Source organism: Massilia aurea (genome assembly GCF_040790145.1).
Classification (GTDB): Bacteria; Pseudomonadota; Gammaproteobacteria; order Burkholderiales; family Burkholderiaceae_D; genus Telluria; species Telluria aurea_C.
Genome location: NZ_JBFMMP010000003.1, coordinates 155333 through 176666, shown reverse-complemented (window position 1 = coordinate 176666; position 21334 = coordinate 155333). Strand labels below are relative to the sequence as shown.

18 protein-coding genes are annotated in these 21334 nt (G+C 64.8%); 11 read left to right on the top strand and 7 right to left on the bottom strand.

The features are described from left to right. Positions 1-93: 93 nt before the first annotated feature. The 7 genes from hisF (at position 94) to tatC (ending at position 3744) form a co-directional block, all read left to right on the top strand. Positions 94-855: an imidazole glycerol phosphate synthase subunit HisF gene (gene hisF / locus AB2N08_RS07400; protein WP_367609992.1), complete on the top strand. Its 762-nt coding sequence runs from the start codon at positions 94-96 to the stop codon at positions 853-855. A 3-nt stretch (positions 856-858) separates the two neighbouring features. Next, the gene (gene hisI / locus AB2N08_RS07395; RefSeq protein ID WP_367609991.1) at positions 859-1269 is read left to right on the top strand and encodes a phosphoribosyl-AMP cyclohydrolase; all 411 of its coding nucleotides are present in this window, start codon (positions 859-861) and stop codon (positions 1267-1269) included. Then, positions 1266-1607, top strand: a complete 342-nt coding sequence (locus tag AB2N08_RS07390) for a phosphoribosyl-ATP diphosphatase (protein WP_367609990.1) — start codon at positions 1266-1268, stop codon at positions 1605-1607. The genes hisI and AB2N08_RS07390 overlap by 4 nt, the downstream gene beginning before the upstream one ends. Before the next feature lie 91 nt (positions 1608-1698). Then, the gene (locus AB2N08_RS07385; RefSeq protein WP_367609989.1) at positions 1699-2073 is read left to right on the top strand and encodes a histidine triad nucleotide-binding protein; all 375 of its coding nucleotides are present in this window, start codon (positions 1699-1701) and stop codon (positions 2071-2073) included. Positions 2074-2201: 128 nt separating this feature from the next. Further along, the gene (gene tatA / locus AB2N08_RS07380) at positions 2202-2444 is read left to right on the top strand and encodes a Sec-independent protein translocase subunit TatA (RefSeq protein WP_367609988.1); all 243 of its coding nucleotides are present in this window, start codon (positions 2202-2204) and stop codon (positions 2442-2444) included. A gap of 12 nt (positions 2445-2456) precedes the next feature. Continuing rightward, positions 2457-2978, top strand: a complete 522-nt coding sequence (gene tatB, locus AB2N08_RS07375) for a Sec-independent protein translocase protein TatB (RefSeq protein ID WP_367609987.1) — start codon at positions 2457-2459, stop codon at positions 2976-2978. Positions 2979-2988: 10 nt separating this feature from the next. Next, positions 2989-3744, top strand: a complete 756-nt coding sequence (gene tatC / locus AB2N08_RS07370; protein WP_367609986.1) for a twin-arginine translocase subunit TatC — start codon at positions 2989-2991, stop codon at positions 3742-3744. Between the two features lie 80 nt (positions 3745-3824). Here the strand turns inward: tatC and AB2N08_RS07365 are convergent, their stop codons facing one another. Continuing rightward, the gene (locus AB2N08_RS07365; protein WP_367609985.1) at positions 3825-4388 is read right to left on the bottom strand and encodes a TetR/AcrR family transcriptional regulator; all 564 of its coding nucleotides are present in this window, start codon (positions 4386-4388) and stop codon (positions 3825-3827) included. Positions 4389-4474: 86 nt separating this feature from the next. Here AB2N08_RS07365 and AB2N08_RS07360 point away from each other — a divergent pair, with 86 nt between their 5' ends. Next, positions 4475-5218, top strand: a complete 744-nt coding sequence (locus tag AB2N08_RS07360; RefSeq protein ID WP_367609984.1) for an SDR family NAD(P)-dependent oxidoreductase — start codon at positions 4475-4477, stop codon at positions 5216-5218. A gap of 27 nt (positions 5219-5245) precedes the next feature. Here AB2N08_RS07360 and AB2N08_RS07355 read toward each other — a convergent pair whose 3' ends face one another. The 4 genes from AB2N08_RS07355 to AB2N08_RS07340 all read right to left on the bottom strand — a co-directional run bounded on the left by AB2N08_RS07355 (position 5246) and on the right by AB2N08_RS07340 (position 14717). After that, positions 5246-6487: an extracellular catalytic domain type 1 short-chain-length polyhydroxyalkanoate depolymerase gene (locus AB2N08_RS07355; RefSeq protein WP_367609983.1), complete on the bottom strand. Its 1242-nt coding sequence runs from the start codon at positions 6485-6487 to the stop codon at positions 5246-5248. A 120-nt stretch (positions 6488-6607) separates the two neighbouring features. Then, positions 6608-8494, bottom strand: a complete 1887-nt coding sequence (locus AB2N08_RS07350) for a DUF885 domain-containing protein (protein WP_367609982.1) — start codon at positions 8492-8494, stop codon at positions 6608-6610. A gap of 107 nt (positions 8495-8601) precedes the next feature. Continuing rightward, on the bottom strand, positions 8602-12780 hold the full coding sequence (locus AB2N08_RS07345; protein WP_367609981.1) for an SNF2-related protein: 4179 nt from the start codon (positions 12778-12780) through the stop codon (positions 8602-8604). Beyond that, the gene (locus AB2N08_RS07340) at positions 12777-14717 is read right to left on the bottom strand and encodes a dipeptidyl-peptidase 5 (RefSeq protein ID WP_367609980.1); all 1941 of its coding nucleotides are present in this window, start codon (positions 14715-14717) and stop codon (positions 12777-12779) included. The genes AB2N08_RS07345 and AB2N08_RS07340 overlap by 4 nt, the downstream gene beginning before the upstream one ends. Positions 14718-14806: 89 nt before the next feature. Between AB2N08_RS07340 and hemE the strand changes: the two genes are divergently transcribed. Together hemE and AB2N08_RS07330 are read left to right on the top strand one after the other, a co-directional pair. Then, positions 14807-15889, top strand: a complete 1083-nt coding sequence (hemE, locus tag AB2N08_RS07335) for a uroporphyrinogen decarboxylase (protein WP_367609979.1) — start codon at positions 14807-14809, stop codon at positions 15887-15889. A gap of 550 nt (positions 15890-16439) precedes the next feature. Continuing rightward, complete coding sequence (locus AB2N08_RS07330) at positions 16440-18473, top strand: primosomal protein N' (RefSeq protein WP_367609978.1); 2034 nt, start codon at positions 16440-16442, stop codon at positions 18471-18473. On the opposite strand, the gene AB2N08_RS07325 is transcribed toward AB2N08_RS07330, so the two are convergent. Beyond that, complete coding sequence (locus AB2N08_RS07325; protein WP_367609977.1) at positions 18470-19048, bottom strand: PEP-CTERM sorting domain-containing protein; 579 nt, start codon at positions 19046-19048, stop codon at positions 18470-18472. The two genes, AB2N08_RS07330 and AB2N08_RS07325, sit on opposite strands and share 4 nt — an antisense overlap. 242 nt (positions 19049-19290) lie before the next feature. Here AB2N08_RS07325 and AB2N08_RS07320 point away from each other — a divergent pair, with 242 nt between their 5' ends. Then, the gene (locus AB2N08_RS07320) at positions 19291-20730 is read left to right on the top strand and encodes a dihydrolipoyl dehydrogenase (protein WP_367609976.1); all 1440 of its coding nucleotides are present in this window, start codon (positions 19291-19293) and stop codon (positions 20728-20730) included. Between the two features lie 13 nt (positions 20731-20743). Here AB2N08_RS07320 and AB2N08_RS07315 read toward each other — a convergent pair whose 3' ends face one another. Next, positions 20744-21229, bottom strand: coding sequence for an SRPBCC family protein (locus AB2N08_RS07315; RefSeq protein ID WP_367609975.1), 486 nt, complete (start codon positions 21227-21229; stop codon positions 20744-20746). Between the last annotated feature and the right edge of the window lie 105 nt (positions 21230-21334).

The following is a 21334-nucleotide window of genomic DNA, read 5'->3' as shown; positions in this document are numbered from 1 at the left end:
GGAACCCAAGCGTGCATGCGTTTCGACTGCTCAAGCAACTTGGGTTCCCGCCTTCGCGGGAACGACGGTCTTGAGGCCAACGCAAAGAATTCTATGCTCGCAAAACGCATCATCCCCTGCCTGGACGTCACCGGCGGCCGGGTCGTCAAGGGCGTCAACTTCAACGAGTTGCGCGACGCCGGCGATCCGGTCGAGATCGCGCGCCGCTATGACGCGCAAGGCGCCGACGAAATCACCTTTCTCGACATCACCGCCTCGAGCGACGGCCGCGACCTGATCCTGCCGATCATCGAAGCCGTGGCCTCGACCGTGTTCATCCCGCTCACCGTCGGTGGCGGCGTGCGCAAGGTGGAAGACGTGCGCCGCCTGCTCAATGCAGGCGCCGACAAGGTCAGCATGAATACGTCGGCCGTCACCAATCCGCAACTGGTGTTCGACTGCGCCCACAAGCACGGCTCGCAGTGCATCGTGGTGGCGATCGACGCCAAGCAGATCGCACCGGGCCGCTGGGAAGTCTTTACCCACGGCGGTCGCAACGCGACCGGGCTGGACGCCGTCGAGTGGGCGCGCAAGATGGAAAGCCTCGGCGCCGGTGAGTTGCTGCTCACTTCGATGGACCGCGACGGCACCAAATCCGGCTTCGACCTGGGCCTGACCCGCGCCGTGTCGGACGCCGTCGGCATTCCCGTGATCGCCTCGGGCGGCGTTGGCGGCCTGGAAGACCTGGCCGACGGCATCCTGCAGGGCCACGCCGATGCGGTGCTGGCGGCCAGCATTTTCCACTACGGGCAGCACACGGTCGGCGAAGCCAAGCGCTTCATGGCCGAGCGTGGCATCCCGATGCGGCTGGAGTAAGCGATGCCGACCAATGCCAAATGGCTCAACAAGGTGCGCTGGGACGAACACGGCCTGGTGCCGGTGATTGCGCAAGAAGCGTCGAGCGGCGACGTCCTGATGTTCGCCTGGATGAACCGCGAAGCGCTCACCCGCACCGTCGAATCGGGCGAAGCGGTGTACTGGAGCCGCTCACGTAAAAAACTGTGGCACAAGGGCGAAGAGTCCGGCCACATCCAGAAGGTGAGCGAGATTCGCCTGGACTGCGACGAAGACGTGGTGCTGCTCAAGATCGAACAGGTCGGCTCGATTGCCTGCCACACCGGGCGTCATTCGTGCTTTTTCCAGAAATACGACGGCGGCGACTGGCACAGCGTCGAGCCGGTGCTGCAAGACCCCGCCACAATTTACTCAGCAGACAAGAAGACCCCATGAGCGTTACCCTGGCCCGTGTCGCGGCCGTCATTGAATCGCGCAAGCCCGCCAATGGCGGCGACCCGGCGGCATCGTATGTCGCCAAGCTGTTTGCCAAGGGCGACGACGCCATCCTCAAGAAGATCGGCGAGGAAGCCACCGAACTGGTGATGGCCGCCAAGGACGCGCGCGTCGATGGCGACGCCGCCAAGGTGCTGTACGAATGCGCCGACCTGTGGTTCCACTCGATGGTGCTGCTGGCCAAGTTCGACCTGACGCCGCAGCAGGTGCTCGACGAGCTGGCCCGGCGCGAGGGCGTGTCGGGACTCGACGAGAAAGCGGCGCGCAAGGACGCGTAACGCTGTCATAATCATCCTCTCGTCGTCATGCAGATGTCATGGGGCGTTGGTAGGATGCCCGTGCCTCGTCATGTAATAATCTGGAGACCGAATGGAACACTGCATCTTTTGCAAGATCGTCGCCAAGCAAATTCCGGCTGCCATCGTCTATGAAGACGACGACGTGCTGGCGTTCAAGGACATCAATCCGGCGGCGCCCGTGCACTTGCTGGTGATCCCGAAGGTGCACGTCGCCACGCTGTCCGATTGCACCGGGGAACACACGGCGCTGCTGGGCAAGATGCTGGCGCTGGCGCCGACACTGGCAGAGCAGAATGGCATCGCGGTCACGACGGACGCCGATGGCAAGCCAGGCGGCGGTTTCAAGACGCTGATCAACGCCGGTCCCGATGGCGGGCAAGAAGTCTATCACCTGCATTTGCACATGTACGGCGGTCCGCGTCCATGGCGCGGGTTGGCGCAGTGATACAGCGTCTAAGCTGTCCCTAAGTCTGATTGGGGGCAGTGTGCTCCCGCATCGCATATACTCGTGGTAGTTGCGGCTCTGCGCAACGACCAAATTTTTCAGGCGCCAAGCGCCATCAGGAGAGCAACATGGGTGGATTGAGTATTTGGCACTGGGTCATCGTGCTGGTGGTCGTGATGCTGATTTTCGGCACCAAGAAGATCAGCAATATGGGTTCCGATCTGGGCAAGGCCGTCAAGGGCTTCAAGGATGGCGTCAAGGGCGACGAAGAAAAGGCTGCCGAAGCCGAAGCCGCCCGTGTCCAGGCAACGCAGCAGGTGGCCGACAAGTCGACCATCGACGTGGAAGCCCGCGACAAGACCCGCCTGTAAGCCGGCGTCCTCATGATCGATCTTGGACTGTCGAAAATCGCGATCATCGGCGTGGTCGCGCTGATCGTGATCGGGCCGCAAAAGCTGCCCAAGGTGGCGCGCATGGCCGGTACGCTCTATGGGCGTGCCCAGCGTTACCTGCATGACATCAAGTCCGAGGTCAGCCGTGAGATCGAACTTGACGAGCTGCGCAACCTGCACAAAGAAGTGCAGGACCGCGCGCAGTCGTTCAAGAATGACGTCGAGTCGGCGACGAGCGAATTCGGCTCGTCCGTTACCAGCCACGTCGATGAAGTCGAGGCGCTGTGGGACGAGCGCGGCTCGGATGTGTCCGACCATGCGCTCACGCCCACCGTGGCCGACATCGACCGCAAGGCCAAGGATTTTCGCCGCAAGAAGCTGGTGCGCACCTCGAGCGTGCCGGCCTGGTACAAGAACCGCCATGGCACCAAGCGCCATGTGATGTCGGGCGCGGCCCGCGTGCGCAAGTACCGTCCTGGCGCCAGCGCCACATCCAACACCTCTTTTTTCTGATCGCTAGCTGATGACTGAACAAGCCGCCGGCGAAGACACCTTCATTTCGCACCTCGTCGAGCTGCGTGACCGCCTGGTCAAGGCCTCGATCGGCATTGCCATCGTGTGCGCCGCGCTGATGGCGTGGCCCGGGCCGTCCGAGATCTATGACCTGATTGCCGCGCCGATGATCGCCTCGCTCCCGCCGGGCTCGACCATGATCGCCACCGGCGTGATTTCGCCGTTCCTGGTGCCGATGAAGGTCACCCTGCTGCTCTCCTTCATACTGGCGCTGCCCTGGGTGTTCTACCAGGCCTGGGCTTTTGTGGCGCCGGGCCTGTACGCCCACGAAAAACGCCTCGTGCTGCCGCTCGTGATTTCGTCGTCGCTGCTGTTCATCGGCGGCGTGGCGTTCTGTTACTTCTTCGTGTTCGGGCGCGTGTTCCACTTCATCAGCGCCTTCGCGCCGAACTCGATCGCCGTCACGCCCGATATCGAGAATTACCTCGATTTCGTGATGTCGATGTGTCTGGCCTTTGGCGCCTCGTTCGAGGTGCCGGTGGTGGTCGTGATCCTGGTGCGCATGGGGATCGTGCCAATCGAGAAGCTGCGCGAAGTGCGTTCGTACGTGATCGTCGGCGCGTTCGTCATCGCGGCCATCGTGACGCCGCCGGACGTGGTCAGCCAGCTGGCGCTGGCCATCCCGATGTGCCTGCTCTACGAGCTGGGCCTGCTGGTGGCGCCGATGTTTGCGCGCGCCACGCGGGCGCCCGAAGAAACGGCGTAACACAAACCCGCAGCCGGGGATCCGTCCGCGTGTGCGGCAAGGGTGCGGTGGCGACCGATATCGCCCGAATCGACCGGTGGCTAATCCGGCGCCGTTATGCTGATCCCATTCAGGAACAAGTCGACCAGATGCCCGATACGCGATTTCGGTGAGCCGTCATGTTCGATGGCGATCGAAATGGCAGTCACCACGTAAATGAAATCCTCATAAGTCACATCGCGGCGGATGGCGCCTGCCGCTTGTCCGCGCTGAAGCAGCCGATGCCCTTCTGCGGTGATCGCATTGCATCCCGGCGTTCCGCATTGGATCACAGTCCCGATCGACGCAGCGAGGCGCTGGTAAGTGCTCGTGTTCCTGGCAAGTTCTTCAAGATAAGCACGTACCGCTTCGCCCGGTGCGAGATCCGGATCGCGCGCCCGACTGGTCTCGGCCAGCGTCAGGAAACGCTCATTGCTGGTGGCCGCCAATAGTGCCTCACGGGTGGGAAAGCGACGATACAGCGTGGCGATGCCGATGCCCGCGCGCTTGGCAACCTCTTCCAGCGGAACATCCGCCCCTTTTTCCATGAAAAGCGCCTCGGCGGCGGACAGGATCAGCTCGCGGTTTTTCTGCGCGTCAGCCCGCAGGACAGGTTCATCAATCAAATTTTTTCCTCTTTCGCTTGTCAAATGGAGGTTACCTCCATATTATAAGTGGAGCAATCCTCCATTTATTGAAAAGGACTCAGGAAATGACGAAACGTTTCGACAACAAAGTCGTGGTGATAACAGGCGGTAGCGACGGCATCGGCCTCGCAACAGCGAAGCTATTCGCCTTGGAAGGCGCGCACGTCTACATCACTGGACGCCGGCAAGAACTGCTTGCAGAGGCCGTAAAAGAGATCGGCCACGGCGCGGTCGGCGTGCAAGGTGACGTCGTCAACGCTGCCGACGTCGCCCGGCTGTATGAACGGATCGGACGCGACCACCAGAGAGTCGATGTGGTGTTCGCCAATGCGGGCATGCACGAAGTGGTGCCGCTCGATGCGATCGACGACACGCATTTCGACGCAATCTTCAACGTCAATGTGAAAGGCATGGTGTTCACCGTGCAGAAAGCACTACCGTTGATGACAGCGGGAAGTGCTGTCGTCCTCAACGGCTCCATCGCTGGCAGCAAGGGCTTTCCAGGCCAGTCTGTGTATAACGCCAGCAAGGCAGCGGTGCGCTCGTTCGCCCGAAGCTGGACGAACGACCTGAAGGAACGAGGCATCCGCGTGAATGTGGTCTCGCCTGGTGGAACGGAAACACGCCTGATACGCAGCTATCTCGACTCGCAACCGGAAGTCGAAGAAGCGCTGAATAAAAGCGTCCCGCTCGGGCGGTTGGGCGAACCGAATGAAGTGGCGCGCGCAGTCCTTTTCCTGGCATCCAGCGAGAGTAGCTTTGTCGCCGGACATGAACTTTTCGTCGATGGCGGTGTTGCTGCGGTTTAGGCCTTGGGGCAAGTCTCGTCCGGTTCGTCACGGACAACTCCCCATCACGTAATACCCCGCTGCCGTCTGCGCCAACGTGCTGGTCAAAAACACGTTGTACAACCCCATCACCTGATTCGACCCGTTTGCGCGCGCATAGCCGCTGGACACATACGCGCGGCCCGCCCCCACGTGCGCGTAGCTGCTGGCCGTGCTCGTCGTGCAGGTGAACGTGGGCGGTGGCGTGCCGGGGTCGGGTTCAGGCCCCGGCCCCTGCGCCACGCGCAGATTGTGATCGAACCAGAAATCCATGACAAAGGCCGGGTAGTTCACCCGCGTCGCATTGACGTAGTTGGCGTTCTGCCCGCCGCTGCCGGCCGGCCAGGCATGGGCCAGACCAGTCACCGTGACCTGCGAGGTGCGCACTTTGCCGTTGGTGTCCAGGTGGCGCACGTCGCTGCCGCTGCCCGGCACGCTCACGGCCGCCGCCTGCGTCCAGGCGCCGCCATACACCTGGCGCATCGCCGCCGCGTCGAGCGGGCCGTAGGCTTGCGCCACCGTGTAGTCGCTCGTGCCCAAGATGACGCCCGCGATTTGCGTGGCGAATGCGCCCGCTGCGCTGCCGGCCATCGCGCTGCATGCACTGGCGGCCGTGCTGGCGCTGTAGCCGGACGGGACCAGCGAAATCTGGCCGGTCGTCACACCGGGCGGCGGCGCGGCGGAGAGGCCCAGGCCGGCGAATACCTCGGGCGCCGTGCAGCCGAGTACCATCGCCTTGGCGCCGCCCGACGACAGCCCGGTGACGTACACCTGTTTCGGATCGATCGCATACTGCGGGTTGTTCAGAAAGCGGTTGATCAGGTCGAGCAGCACTGCCGTGTGGCCGTAGCTGCGGCTGCGGTTGGTGGCGGCCCAGTCCCAGCAATGCGCACTGTACAGGTTGCCGGTGGCGTTGGGCGCCAGGATCACGGCGCCATAGGTGTCGGCGACCGCCTTCCAGTTGTAGCCGGCGTCGCCGCTGCCGTTGATGACGTCGCCGCCGGCAGTCTGGCCGCAGCCGTGCAGCACCAGCACCAGCGCGCGCCCACTGTTCAGCAGGGGGGGCGTGGCGGGCCAGTAGTAATAGCCGTTCAGGGCGCCGCCGTGGGTGGTGTCGTTGGCCCAGACCTGGTTGGCGCTCCAGGCGCCGGGGCCGGCCTGAATGGGTGTTTGCGCCGCTGCATGGGGCGTCGGCAGGCATAGCGCAACGCAGAGCGCGGCGTACGCCGCCAGTCGGTGGAAGGTAGTCATGCGGTGTCTCCGTCGATGTTGTCGTGGGCCGGTTCTTGCGACCGTCCAGTTTCATCATAGTTCGGGAGAAACCACGCACAAGCGCGCGTGGAAGCACGCTGCTTGTGCGGTTTTGCACAGTTATTGCATCAGTTCCGAGATCATCTTCACGGGCGCATTGCCGTAGCTGAGGAACTGGTCGTGGAACTGCTTGAGGTTGAAGCGCTCGCCCAATGCTGCCTTGCGGCGTTCGCGCAGTTCCATGATCTGCTCGTAGCCGCTGTAGTAGCTGGTCAGCTGCACCGACGTGAGCGTCGCGCGGCGCCATTTTTCATCGGCTTCCTGGCGCGTCTGGAAGGCCTGGCGCGTCAGCAGGTCGATCGCCTGCGCCTGGTTCATGCCGTTCACGTGCACGCTGTAGTCGAGGATCGTGTTGGTCACGCTGCGCAGGTTCCACTTCGAGTACATCAGCCACATCTCGGGCGCGTTGTCGCCGTAGCCAGATTCGAGCATCATGCGCTCGCCATATACCGCCCAGCCCTCGACCATCGCGCCATTGCCGAACAGCGACTTGATCAGCGACGGCGAGCGATTGGCGTGCACCAGCTGCGCGTAGTGGCCCGGAATTGCTTCGTGGATGTTCAGGATCTGCAGGATCCATTCGTTGTACTCGCGCAGGCTGCTCTCGGCCTGGGCGTCGGTCAGGCTGTCCATCGGCGTGACGTTGTAATACGTCTTGTCCTTCGAGCGGTACGGGCCCGGCGCGTCGATGCTGGCGCCCGCCACGCCGCGCTGGTACATCGGCGTCTCGCGCACCTCGAGCGGCTTGCTCGGGTCGAGCGTCAACAGGTCATGCTTGATCACCCAATCCTGCAGCAGCGGAATCTGGCGCCGGATCTCGGTGAAGAAGTCCTCGCGCTTGACGTGGCGGCTTGATAACTTGTCGATCATCATGCCGATCTTCTGGAAGCGCTCGGCCGGTTTCGCCACGCCCGCCATATAGCGCGGCCACAGCTCGTCCGAGATCTTGTCCATGTGCGTGAGCAGCTCTTCGCGCGTGGCCAGCGCCTTCTTGTAGGTCTGCTCGGCGCTGCTCGACGACTGGATGTCGAGCGCGAACTTCTGCTCGTACATCGCCTTGCCGATGCGGAAAGGACGGGCCTGGCCATTGGCGGCCTGGCGCTTCTCGACGCCGGTCAAAAAGTCGACATAGCCCAACACCGCAGTGCCGGCGTTGGCGATGCGCTGCGCGAAGATGGCTTTCTCTTGCGTGGTCAGGATCGACTCTTGCGCCGCCTTGCCCAGGTCGGCCAGCACGGCCAGCGTGCCCGGCGCCTGGCTGATCGCGAGCTGCGTGTGCTCGCGCGTCGGCGTCGTGATCGACGCCTGCGCGGCCGCGTAATAGGCCGGCACATCGGTCAGGCGCTTGAGGATCGTGCGCAGGCGCTGCGGCTTGGCGGCGTAATCGGTATTCAGGATCAGGTCGAGCGGCGCGGCGATATTGTAGGCCGACGGGTTCCACTCGAATTCACGCCAGGTGGTCAAGGCCCAGCGGTCTTTTTCCAGCTTGTTGATCAACAGGACCAGGTCGGTGCGGTAGCGCGGCGAGAGCTGCTTCGGATCGAGCTTGCCGAATTTTTCCAGCCACTCGTTGGCAAACGCCAGCTGTTTCGCGCGGGTGGCGGGGTCGGGCAGGGTCAGGTTGGCGGCCTGGTCGAACTTGCCGGCATAGATGCCGCCTTCCGGGTCGACGCGCCACAGCGCCGTCAGGTATTGCATGCTCAGGGTGGACATGCGGCGATCCAGGCGGGCTTCACTGGCCTGGGTCGACGTGGCCGCAGACGTGCTGGCTGCGGCGGCAGCGCCACCAAGCGCGGCGGCGCCGACGACGGCCTTCTTGGCCTTGGTCGACTTCTTGACGACCTTGGAAGATTTCGCCTTGCCCTTGGCGGGTTTGGTGGCGGCGCTGGCCGGCGCCAGTGCGAAGCAGGCCAGCAAGGCTGCCAGCGCAATTTTGGTTTTAATCATCGTGTTCTGCCCTGTAACAATAGTGAATTCGCGTGCAGATTAGCACCAAACGTGGCCGTTGCGGACCGTTGAAACATTCCGACACGAACGCGCAAAATGCAATGTTATCAATTGGATAAACCGGTGCGCAGCATGTCCAGCATCTCGCCCGGCGACATGCGCGCTGCCAGTTCGGTGCCTTCGAGCAGGCTGTCGGCCAGGTCGCGCTTGTGGCGGTGCAGGTCGACGATGCCTTCTTCGATCGTGCCGCGCGCCACCAGCCGGTAGATCGTTACCGGCCGCTGCTGCCCCATGCGGTGCGCGCGGTCCGAGGCCTGGTCTTCCACCGCCGGGTTCCACCATGGGTCCATGTGGATCACATAGTCGGCCGCCGTCAGGTTGATGCCCACGCCGCCCGCTTTCAGGCTGATGAGGAACATGTCGCCGTCGCCGGCCTGGAACGCATCGACCCGTTTTTTACGCTCCTGCATCGGCGTGGACCCGTCGAGATACTGGTAGCGCACGCCCTGCGCATCGAGGTAGGTGCGAATCAGCGAGAGGTGGTCGACGAACTGGCTGAACACCAGCACCTTGTGCCGGTTCTCGATCAGGTCTGTTGTCAGCCGCGCGAACGCGGCCAGCTTGCTGCTGACGATGCCGGCGCCGGGTGCGACCAGTTCGGGATTGCAGCAGGCGCGGCGCAGCCGCATCATCTCGGCCAGGATCTCGATTGCCTTCTGGCCTTCGGGCGCCTCGAGTGCTGCCAGCTTGTCGAGCGCCTGGCGGCGCAGCGATTCGTACAGCGCGCTCTCTTCGGCGCTCAGTTCGACCGGGACCACGATCTCGGTGCGCGGCGGCAGTTCGGCCAGCACCTGCGCCTTCGTGCGGCGCAGGATGAACGGGGCGGTCAGGCGCCGCAGGCGCGCGCGGGCGGCGACTTCGGCGCGCCGGTCCTTTACCTTTTCTGACTGGGCTTTCTCGATCGGCCCGGCAAAGCGCAGCTGGAACTGCTCGGCGCTGCCCAACAGCCCCGGATTGATGAAGCGGAACAGGTTCCACAACTCGCCCAGGTGGTTCTCCAGCGGCGTGCCGGTGGCCGCCATCCGGAAGTCGCCCTGCAGCGCCATCACGGCCTGCGAGCGCTTGGTGTGCATGTTCTTGATGGCCTGCGCTTCGTCCAGCACGATGCTGTGCCAGCGCCGCCCCTTGAAGCGCGCCGCCTCTTGCTGCAGCAAGCCGTAGCTGACGATGACGACGTCGAACGGCCCGGCATCGTCCACGGTCGCGGCGCGCTCGCCGGGCCCGAACAGTTTCAGGTTCAGCGTCGGCGCAAAGCGCGCCGCTTCGTCGATCCAGTTCAGGCACACGGTGGTGGGCGCCACCACCAGCGCCGGGCCATCCTTGGCGCGTGTGAGCAGCAGCGCCAGTGCCTGCAGCGTTTTACCCAGGCCCATATCGTCGGCCAGGCAGGCGCCCACGCCCCACTGGGCCAGGCGCGCCAGCCACTGGAAGCCTTCGATTTGATAATCGCGCAAGTCGGCCTGCAGCGTCGATGGCAGCACCGGCGTGAATGCCATGCTGTCGGCCATGCGCGCCAGGTGCGCGCGCCAGGCCTTGTCGCCGTCGACGCTGCCGGCATCATTGGCCAGCTCGCCCAGTGCGAAGCTGGCCAGCGCGTGGGTGCGGATGCCGTCGCCATGCAGTTCGCCGTACGCGCCCAGTTCCATCAGGCGCCGGTGCAGTTCGTCGGACAGGGCCAGGTAATCGTTATCGCCCAGCGCCACGAAGCGGCTGCCGCTCTCGCGCAGTTTTTCCAGCAGCGTGCGCAGGCTCATCACGCGGCCTTCGTCGATCACGATGTCGCCGCTGGCGGCGAACCAGTCGCGCTCGCGCCGGATCTGCACGCGCACCGATTTCGAGGTCGCTTTTTTCGTCACGCGGAAGCTTTCGCCTTCGGGCCAGGCCACGACAATCGAGGTCGGATCCAGTGCCCTGAGTTCTTCCACCAGTTCCAGCGCCAGCACCGGCTGTCCGAGCAGCCATTCGCCGTGTTCCTGCTCCGCCTGTTCCAGCACGAGGCAGGCGCCGACCAGCTGGCGCTCGGCTTCGCGCTCGGCGTTCATGTCGCGCTGCGCTTCGGTGCGGATGCCGTCAACGTCGGCGATGACATTGGCCGCGCCTTCGCCGGGGCCGTAATAGGCGCCGTCGGGCAGCGGGCGCACCAGCAGCTGCATGCGCAAGCCTTGCTGATAGGGGCGCAGGTGCAGGTGCATGCGCGCGTCGGCCGGCACCGTGACGATGTCGGCGCTGCTGGCGCCAATGTCCGACTGCACGGTGACGCTGGACGCCACCGCGCCGATGGCGCGCAGCACGCGGCGCTCGGCCGACAGCGGCACTTCCAGGCCGGCGCCGACGATGGCGGCGATGCGGCGGTGTTCGTCGTTGATGCGCACCAGGCGCAGGCGCGTGGGCGTCTCGCGCGTGATGACCACGTCGCCATCCTCGTTGTCGATCGCCGGTTGCAACACGATCGAGACGGTGTCGCCGCGCTTTTTCACGAGCAGTTCCGGCTCGCCCGGCAGCAGCTCGACCCGCGTGCCCGGCGACTCCATCCAGAACAGCAGAGGATGGCCAACCAGCGCGGCAAGGGCCTTGTGCACTTCGAGCTCGAAGCGGATGCCGCTGCCGGCGTAATAGCGGCGCCCGGCGATGGCATTGATCGCCTGCAGGTCTTGCGCGGTGAGGAACTCGAGCTGTGCACCTTCTTCGGCCAGGCGTTTCAGGCCCAGCGCGCGGCCGCGGCTCCAGGCGCCTTGCGCATCGCACTTCTGTTCGCGCGGTTCGATTTCCTGCACGCCCAGGTGCGGGTCGTAGCGCACCAGCCAGACCAGGCGGGATTCGCGCACGTGTTCGACGGTGAGCGCCGGCTGCAGGTTGATCAGGGCATTGAGCTGGCGCTCCCACGGTTCTTCGCGCGTGAACCACAGGGCCATGTCACTGAAACGGTGGCGCTGGCGCAGCTCGCCCGCGCGCGCTTCGTGCAGCAGGTAGCCTGCTTGCCCCATCTGCGCCAGCACGCTGGCCAGCTGGGCCGACCACAGGTCGAAGCCGGCCAGCTCGGATTGCGCCAGCATGTCTTCCAGGCGCGCGCGCTGGCTGTTCAGCGCGGGCAGCGCCAGCCAGTAATGGATCAGCGCGCGAAACACGGTCGGCTCGAGCGCCAGCTCCCAGCTGCGGGTAGCGAACAGGGTCGCGTCGACCGTGCCGCGCCGGATCTCGTGCAGCATGCCGAGCTGGAACCAGACCGCGTTGTCGGGCCGCTGCACGGCGCGCGTTTCGATCTCGAGCCAGGCGTCGGCCAGCTTGCGGTGCGCCGGCTCGCTGCTGCGCAGCAGGGCGGCCACGGCGATGTGCGCGCAATGGCCGCTGAAGGTGGCCTTGCGCTTGCCGGTCTCGCGCCGCAGCTGTTTCAACGCCGCCTCGACGCCCGCCAGGCCGGCGTCGAGGTCATCGCGCAATAGCTGCACGACGCTGCGCAGGAACAGGCCCGGCGAATCGGCCATGTCGCTCACCAGCGCGAGCGCGTCATCCAGGCGCCCGCACAGGATGTAGTGCTCGCCGAGGGAACGGCGCAGCAGGCTTTCCGGGCTGCTGCGCGCGATGTAGCCCTCGGCGCAGGCGCGCACCGCAGGCGCCAGCGCCGGCTCGCTGCGCACGTGCACGACCAGGATGTGCAGGACGGTCTCGCGCAGGCGCGGGTGGATGCGTTCGATCAGCGCCGGCGTGAACGGGCGCGCGCAGACGTCGACCAGCGGGTGCAGGTAGCTCGCTTCATGGCAGCCCAGGCAGGCGTCGAGCAGCGGCGTGACGACATCCAGGTCTTGCCGCGTGAGCAGGGCGATGCGCAGCAGGGCCAGGCCCTGGCGGTAACTGCGCAGCATCAGGTTGCCCTGCCAGTCGCGGCGCACCGTGGACACCGCGCCATAGGCGCCCGCCACGATGTCGAACGTGCCGCTGTCGAGCGCGAAGTCGAGCACGGGCCAGCCCGCGGCCGGCGCCAGTGCCAGCCCGCGCTCGTTGGCGTCGACCAGCAAGCCTCCGGCCTTCAGGCGCGCCAGTTCATCGGCCCACTGCGCGGCCGGCAGCGGCGCGTTCAGGGCGCGCATGTGCTCGAGGATGCGCTGACGGCCCATCGGCTCGCCGGCGATCGCCAGCAGCACCAGGATGACGGCTTCTTCGGCGCTGCAGGCGGCCAGTTGGGCGCGCACGTCTTCCGGTTGCAGGACCGGTTGCAGCCCACCCTTCATGCGGCGAGATTCTCGATCTCGATGGCGGGCAGGTCGGCCGGCACGGCAATGCCGAACACGCGCAGATAGAAATACAGCTCCGCTTCGAGCGTGCGCACGACGCTGTCGGCCTTGCGAAAGCCATGGCCTTCGCCCTCGAGCGTCAGGTAGGCCACTGGCAGCTTGCGAGCACGTAGCGCGTCGACCATGCTTTCGGACTGCTGCGGCGGCACGACCTTGTCGTCCAGGCCCTGGAAGAAGATCATCGGCTGGCGCAATTTGTCGCTGTGGTGGATCGGCGAGCGCTCGCGGTACACGGCCTGCGCGCGCTCGGGCGGCGCGGTCAGGTATTCGTTGTAGCGCGACTCGAACTTGTGCGAATCCGCATCAAGCCCGGCCAGGTCGGATACGCCGTAATAGCTGGCGCCTGCCTTGAACACGTCGTGGAAGGCCAGTGCCGACAGCACCGTCAGGCCGCCGGCGCTGCTGCCGCGAATGAGCAGGCGCTCGGGGTCCACCGCGCCAATGGCGGCCAGGTGGCGCGCGCCGGCCACGCAATCTTCGACATCGACCACGCCCCACTGGTGCTTGAGCAGGTTGCGGTAGTCGCGCCCGAAGCCCGTGCTGCCGCCGTAGTTCACGTCCAGCACGGCAAAGCCCCGGCTGGTCCAGAATTGGGTGGACAGCTTCAGGGTGCTGGCCGCCATGCTGGTCGGGCCGCCGTGGCCGATCACGATCAAGGGAGGAAGCTCACCCTCCAGCGGCGCATGGTCGGCATTGGCCGGCGCATAGTAGAAGGCGTGGGCTGTGCGGCCGTTCGCGCTCGGATAGCTGATCGCCAGCGGCACGGCCAGGTACGAGGTGGCAGGCAATTGCGGGATCGAGTGGGCCAGCACCTCGAGCGGGCTACCCGTCAGGTCGATGCGCGCCAGTTCGGGCGCTATGGTCGGCGCGCCGCCCAGCAGCGTGACGATGTCGCCGCTGACCGTCACGTCGCGGATCTCTTCGTACGGCGTTTCCAGGGGCGTGAGGCTGCCGTCGTGGGTGGAGACGATGCCCAGATGGCTCACGCCCGCTTCGATGTAGGCGCAGACGATCTGTTCTTCCGAGCGGAAGCCGTACAGCGAACCGCCGAAATTCCAGTGCGGCGCGCCGAATTCGGCCTCGCGCGGGCACAGGGCGAGGACGGCGCCATCGAGGTAACGGTACAGATTCCACCAGCCGCTGCGATCGGACACAAAATGCAGCACGCCCGCAGGCGACCATTCGGGCTGGCAGATCGCTTCGGCCGGCCCGCCCGCGATCAGGCGCCGGTTGACGATCGCGCCATCGGCGGCCACGTCGCCCAGCCACAGTTCGGTGCCTTCCCACGGCATGCGCGGCAGGTCCCAGCACAGCCAGGCCAGCTGGCGACCATCGGGCGACAGGCGCGGGGCCGCATAAAAGTCGCTGCCCTCGACCAGTACCGTCTCGTTGCCGTCGAAGCCCACCGCGCACAGCGTGTTGACCGGGTAGGTGGCGCCAGCCGAATGGTCTTCGCGTACCGTCACCAAACGTTCGTGCCCGGCGTCGAGCACGAAGTCGGCGAAACGGTGGCCGGTGGCCGCCGCCGTGACGGCGACCGGCTGTCCGTCGCCTTGTACTCGATACAGGCGGTTATCCACATGATGCGAAAACCACGCCACGCCACCGGTCAGCAGGCAGGCGCCGCCGCCATATTCATGCACGCGGCTGCGCAGGTTGAACGGCGCCGGCGTGGCTTCGCGCGTGCCGTTCGCGTCATGCACCATCAGCGTCATCCGTCCACCTTCGCTGGCGCGCCCTTCGAGCCAGCCGATCGCCGCGCCGTCGGGCATCGGCTGCGCCAGCGGCACCGCGCCGGCGGCGACGACGGCGGCAGTGATCGGGGATGTCCAGGCGCCGCACGGGGTGGCTTGTTTGCTGGTGGCAACGGTCATGGTGGGGCTTTTTCGAAGGGTGGACGAGCATTATAGTGCGCCCCCAAGAATGCGATAATAGGTGTCTGCCTATCAAACCGATGCCGCCCATGCCACAATTTGCCCCGCTCCAGAACGACACCTTCCTGCGTGCGCTGCTGCGCCAGCCGACCGAGTACACGCCGGTATGGCTGATGCGCCAGGCGGGCCGTTACCTGCCGGAATACCGCGCCACCCGCGCGCGCGCCGGCTCGTTCCTTGGGCTGGCAAAAAATCCCGACTACGCCACCGAAGTCACGCTGCAGCCGCTCGACCGCTTCCCGCTGGATGCGTCGATCCTGTTCTCGGACATCCTCACGGTACCCGACGCGATGGGCCTGGGCCTGTACTTCGCCGACGGCGAAGGGCCGAAGTTCGAGCGCCCTTTGCGCACCGAAGAGCAGGTCAAGGCGCTGGCCGTGCCCGACATGGCCTCGCTCGACTACGTGTTCCAGGCGGTCACGCAAATCCGCGGCGCCCTGAACGGCCGGGTGCCGCTGATCGGTTTCTCGGGCAGCCCATGGACGCTGGCCTGCTATATGGTCGAAGGCGCTGGTTCGCGCGAGTTCCACACAGTGAAAAAGATGCTGTACAGCCGCCCGGACCTGATGCACCGCATCCTCGACATCAATGCCCGGGCAGTGATCCAGTACCTGAACGCGCAGATCGACGCCGGTGCGCAGGCCGTGATGATTTTTGACTCGTGGGGCGGGGCGCTGGCCGACGGCGCCTACCAGGCATTCTCGCTGCGCTACATGCAGCAGATCCTGGCCGGCCTGCAGCGCGAGAAGGACGGCGTGCGCATTCCGGCCGTCGTGTTCACCAAGGGCGGCGGCATCTGGCTCGACCAGATGGCCGACATCGGCGCCGACGCGCTGGGCCTGGACTGGACAGTGAATCTGGGCGCCGCGCGCGCGCTGGTGGGTGACCGTGTGGCGCTGCAGGGTAACCTCGACCCGGCCATCCTGTTCGCCGAACCCGAACAGATCGCGGCGGAAGTCGAGCGCTCGCTGAGCGCTTACGGCACGCCATCGAATGGGCACGGCCACGTGTTCAATCTGGGCCACGGCATCTCGCAATTCACCCCGCCGGAATCGGTCACCGCGATGGTCGAAGCGGTACACAGCTTCAGCCGCAAGCAACGCGCGCTGTAGTGTTGTCCACGGCTTGCTGTCGTTTCGCCGTAGCATGATTGCAAGCCAACTACGTCACTTGTTCACAACTTCCGCAAATCCGATAAAACTTCCTGTGGACATCTCCGGCAGTCGTGTTTACGCGTAAGCCGATGATTCGTAAGAATTTTTTGATGACGCTATGCGGCTTGGCTGCCTTTTCCAGTAACGTTGTCCAGTAGAATTCAGGCCGATATGGCGCCTTGTTCACAAAGTTATCAACAGGCGCCGCAACCTGGGGGAAAAGTGCTTCGTTTACCGGTACTTAGCGCGCAACCTCAAGTAGTGCCTTAACTGTATGACGCATTGCAGCGAGTTTTCCACGGAAAATTGCAGAGTTATGCACAAGGCGCGAAATGTGGTCAAGCTTGTTAACAGGTTTTGCGTTGATTTTCCAAGTCATTGATTATGAAGATTTAATTTCTCTTGAGCTCGGGAATTATCATCCGCGACTTGATCTAACGTAAACCTTTGATGGGGTCAAGTCCCCGGCTATTCACAAAGTTCTCCACAGATTTGCACAGGATCCAGATTGGCAACCAGCAACCAAGCATCGATCGAACCGCACTGCTTTCTTGAAGTGGTGATCGATACGCCGCTCAACAGCAGTTTCGACTACCGCTGGCCCTGCCAACCCGGCGACGAACCGCTGCCGGGCCAGCTGGCGCTGGTGTCGTTTGCGCGGCGCGAGGTGATGGCGCTGATCGTCGCGGTCAAGTCGACCAGCGACGTGCCGCCCGAAAAACTCAAGGATGCGCTGGCCGTGCGGGGCGAATTGGCGCCCCTGTCCGAGCGCTGGCTGGCGCTGGCGCGTTTCGCCGCCGAGTATTACCAGCGCCCGCTCGGCGAAGTGGCGCTGCCCGGCTTGCCGAAGAACCTGCGGGTGCCGAAAACGGTGGCGCTGGCGCGGGGGCTGAAGAAACTGGCCAAGCTGGACCCGGGGCAGGATGCCACCGCGGTGGGCATGCCAGCGCTGAACACCGCCCAGCAAGAAGCGGCCGACGCCATCGGCGGTGCCATCGGGTTCAATCCCTTCTTGCTGTGGGGCGTGACTGGCAGCGGCAAGACCGAGGTCTATCTGCAAGCCTGCGCCCAAGTGCTGGCGCGCGACCCGCAGGCACAGATTTTGATCATGGTCCCCGAGATCAACCTCACGCCGCAGCTCGAAGGCAATATCCGCGCGCGCTTTCCCGGCATGATGCTCGCCACGCTGCACAGCAGCCTGTCCGAGGGCGAGCGCATGCTGCACTGGCTGGCGGCGCACCTGGGCCAGGCCCGCATCGTGCTGGGCACGCGCCTGGCGCTGCTGTCGTCGCTGCCGCATTTGTCGCTGATCGTCATCGACGAAGAGCACGACCCGTCGTACAAGCAGCAGGAAGGCTTGCGCTATTCGGCGCGCGACCTGGCTGTCTGGCGCGCGCACCAGCTGGGCATCCCGATCGTGCTGGGTTCGGCCACGCCGTCGCTCGAATCGTGGCACCACGCGCGCTCAGGCCGGTACCAGCGCCTCGACCTGCGCGAACGGGCCGTGCAGGACGCCGTGCTGCCCAAGGTGCGCCTGATCGACATGGAGCGCGACCGCGGCCGCGATGGCCTCACCGCCGAGATGGTCGCCGCGCTGCGCCTGCGCCTGGAGCGCGGTGAGCAGTCACTCCTGTTCCTGAACCGGCGCGGCTACGCCCCGGTCATCTGCTGCGACGCCTGCGGCTGGATCAGCGATTGCACGCGCTGCACCGCGTTCATGGTGCTGCACAAGCCCGAGAACCGGCTGCGTTGCCACCACTGCAGCCTCGAGCTGCGCATTCCGCGCTCGTGCCCGACCTGCGGCAACGTCGACATCCAGCCGCTGGGACGGGGCACGCAGCGCGTCGAAGAGGGTTTGCGGGCGATGTTCCCCGAGGCGCGCATCCTGCGCATCGACGCCGACTCCACGCGCCTGAAGGGCAGCGCGCAGGCGGCGTTCGACAGCGTGCACCGGGGCGAGGTCGATATCCTGATCGGCACCCAGATGGTCGCCAAGGGGCACGACTTCAAGAAGCTCACGCTGGTGGGGATCTTGAACCCGGATACGGCGCTGTTCTCGCAAGACTACCGCGCCAGCGAACGCCTGTTCGCGCAGCTGATGCAGGTGGCGGGGCGCGCGGGCCGGGCCGGGGCGCCGTCCGAGGTGCTGGTGCAGACCCGCTACGTGCAGCATCCGCTGTACGGCGCGGTGATGCGCCACGATTACGAGCGCTTCGCCGGCCAGTTGCTCGACGAACGGCGCGAAGCGGGGTTGCCGCCATATATGTACCAGGCCTTGCTGCGGGCCGAGGCGCGCGAGCTGCCGATTGCCATCGCATTTCTGGAGGCCGCGCGCGACTGCCTGGAGCACGACGGGATCCTGATCAACGACCCGATCCCGATGACGATGACGCGGGTGCACAATATGGACCGCGCCCAGCTGCTGGTGGAATCGAGCTCGCGCCCGGCCCTGCAGGCCTTCCTGCGCGAGTGGATGGCGCAGCTGCGGGCCATGAAGGCCCGCGTGAAGTGGTCGCTCGAAGTCGATCCGCTCGATATTTAGGCGCGCTGGGCAGCCTTGCCCGCAGCCTTGCGGCGACGCCCGGCGTAGCCCATCATCGCCAGGCCGGCGCCCAGCAACAGGCCGGTGGCCGGTTCCGGCACCTGTCCAGGCGCCTCCACCTCCAGGGTCAGGGTGCCGAAATTCCAGATGCCATCGGCGCCTGGAAAGTCGTCGAAGAGTTCATTGAATTCCAGGCGCAGGATGCCGTCGCTGCCGACCGCGAAACTATCGTTGTCGGCGGTCAGGTCGACGAACTCCGTGTAGCTCGCCGTGCCTGGGAATGCGTCATCGATGCCGGGTCTGTAGTTGATGCCGGTCGAGAGCGCCGAGTCGGTGAGGGTCAGGGTCAGTTCGGACAGGAAGCTGGCAGGAATAGCGGTCAACAGGCCGGAAAAGGTAAAGCTGGTGATGACCGAGTTGGCGCCGATTTGGTATAGCTGCACGATATTGGCACTGTCCCCGAATTCGCCGTTGCTTTCAATATTGGCAAAATTGATGACAAACGGCGCGGCAAAGGCGGACGAGCAAGCACACAGCGACAGGCCAACGAACATTTTTTTAATAGCGGTTGACATGGAACATCTCCTGAATGGATATGCTCGAGATACAAGCAATTATCGTTCCGCCACCATAAATTTTCCTATGTTATTGATTCTTATCAAAAAATATATAAAGTTTACGTAAGGCATGTTTGGTATGTAAGATTGCTCGACAAGTTTGTGTGATGTTCAGCAATACCGAACTGGTGTGAAGCCTGAATGCCACCCGCTGGCGTGAAATAGCGTATCGTTTTGCCAGTCAACAGCGAAAGAGCACCATGAAACAACTGAACGTGGACGTCGCCATTATCGGCACCGGCACTGCCGGCATGACGGCCTACCGCGCGGCCAAAGCCCAAGGCGCGCACACGGTCGTGATCGAGAGCGCGCAGTACGGCACCACCTGCGCCCGGGTTGGCTGCATGCCGAGCAAACTCCTGATCGCCGCCGCCGAGGCGGCCCACGCGCTGCACACGGCCGGTCCGTTCGGTGTGCATGCCGGCGCTGTGCGCATTGACGGCCCGGCCGTGATGGAACGCGTCCAGCGCGAACGCGACCGTTTCGTCGGTTTCGTGCTCGACGCGGTGGAAGCCATTCCCGTCCACGACCGCCTGCAGGGAAAGGCGCGCTTTACCGGTCCGTGCACGCTGCAGGTCGATGACCATACCGAGATCCACGCCGGGCGCATCGTGATCGCGACCGGTTCGACGCCGCTGCGCCTGCCGCAGCTCGAACATGTCGGCCCCGGCATCGTCACCAGCGATGATGTGTTCTATTGGAATGACCTGCCATCGTCGGTGGCCGTGATCGGCACCGGCGTGATCGGCCTCGAATTGGGCCAGGCCCTGGCGCGCCTTGGCGTGCGCGTGCGCTTCTACGCACGCGGCGGCTCCATCGCCAACATCAGCGACCCCGAAGTGCTGCGCTGCGCGTCGCGCGTGCTGAACGAAGAACTCGACATCGCGTTCCAGACCGAGATCGTGAAAGCGGAACAGGACGGCGCCGAGGTCGTCCTGCACGTGCGCGACGCATTGGGCAAGGACAGCAGCGAGCGGTTCCAGTATGTCCTGATGGCGGCCGGCCGCACGCCGAACGTGCACGACCTGGGCCTTGAATTGACCGGCCTGGAGCGGGGCGCCGACGGCATCCCGGCCTTTGACGCGCGCACCATGCAGTGCGGCAGCAGCCCCATCTTCATCGCAGGCGACGCCAACAACGAGCGCCCCTTGCTGCACGACGCCGCCGATCACGGCAAGATCGCCGGCGACAATGCCGGCCGTTACCCGGACGTGCGTCCCGGCCTGCGCCGCACGCCGATCGCGGTGGCCTTCACCGAACCGAATATCGCCACGCTGGGCAAGACGTACCGCGCCCTGTGCGCGGGTGGGCAGCGCAAGTTCGCGGTGGGCAGCGTCTCGTTCGAGAACCAGGGCCGCAGCCGCGTCATGTTGCAGAACAAGGGGATCTTGCGGGTATATGCCGAGTACGGCTCGCGCCAGTTTCTGGGCGCCGAGATGATCGGGCCGCGCGCCGAACACCTGGCGCACCTGCTGTCATGGGCGTGCCAGATGCGCCTGACGGTCGACCAGATGCTGGAGATGCCGTTCTATCACCCGGTGATCGAAGAAGGCGTGCGCACCGCGCTGCGCGACCTGGCGACCAATCTGTCGACGGGCGAGAGCGCGACCCACACGGGCGAGACCGAACCGGGTATCTAGCTCAGTTGATCGATCAGTTGAGCAGGTTGGTGGCGAGCTTGCCCTCACCGGCCAGCTGGCGCAGGATGCGCACCGTGTCGATGTCGGCTTCTTCGTACGCCGACTTCTTGAATTCGTCGTACATCGCATTGGCCTGGTCGACGTGCTCGCCCATGCCGTCGTCATAGCAGAAGCGCACCAGCAGCATGGCGCTGGTAGGCGCTTCGATCACCATGCGCAGGGTCGAGGCGGCGATGTCGCCCTGGGCCGGCACGTCGTAGTGCACCTCTTGCAGCGGGGTGAGGGTGACCTTGTCTTCGATGACCAAGGGGCCGAAGGTCAGGCGGCGGCGCATGACGCCGGCGTCGCGCTCGAGGATCTCGCAGGCATCCAGGTGCGGAATGAACAGCTTGGGCTGCTCGGCGCGCAGCACCAGGCCGTGCCACAACTGCTCGCGGGTGAGCGTGTCGAGCAGCGGGTTCATCGGATCGTTGATTTCGACGAGATGTTCGAATTTCATGGGGCAAAGTTCCAGAAAAAATAGGGCTGCAGCGCAGCGCGCCGCAAAACGGGAATGGTACCCGATTGCACACGCCATCGCCCGGTGGACGCGCCAGATTGTTAC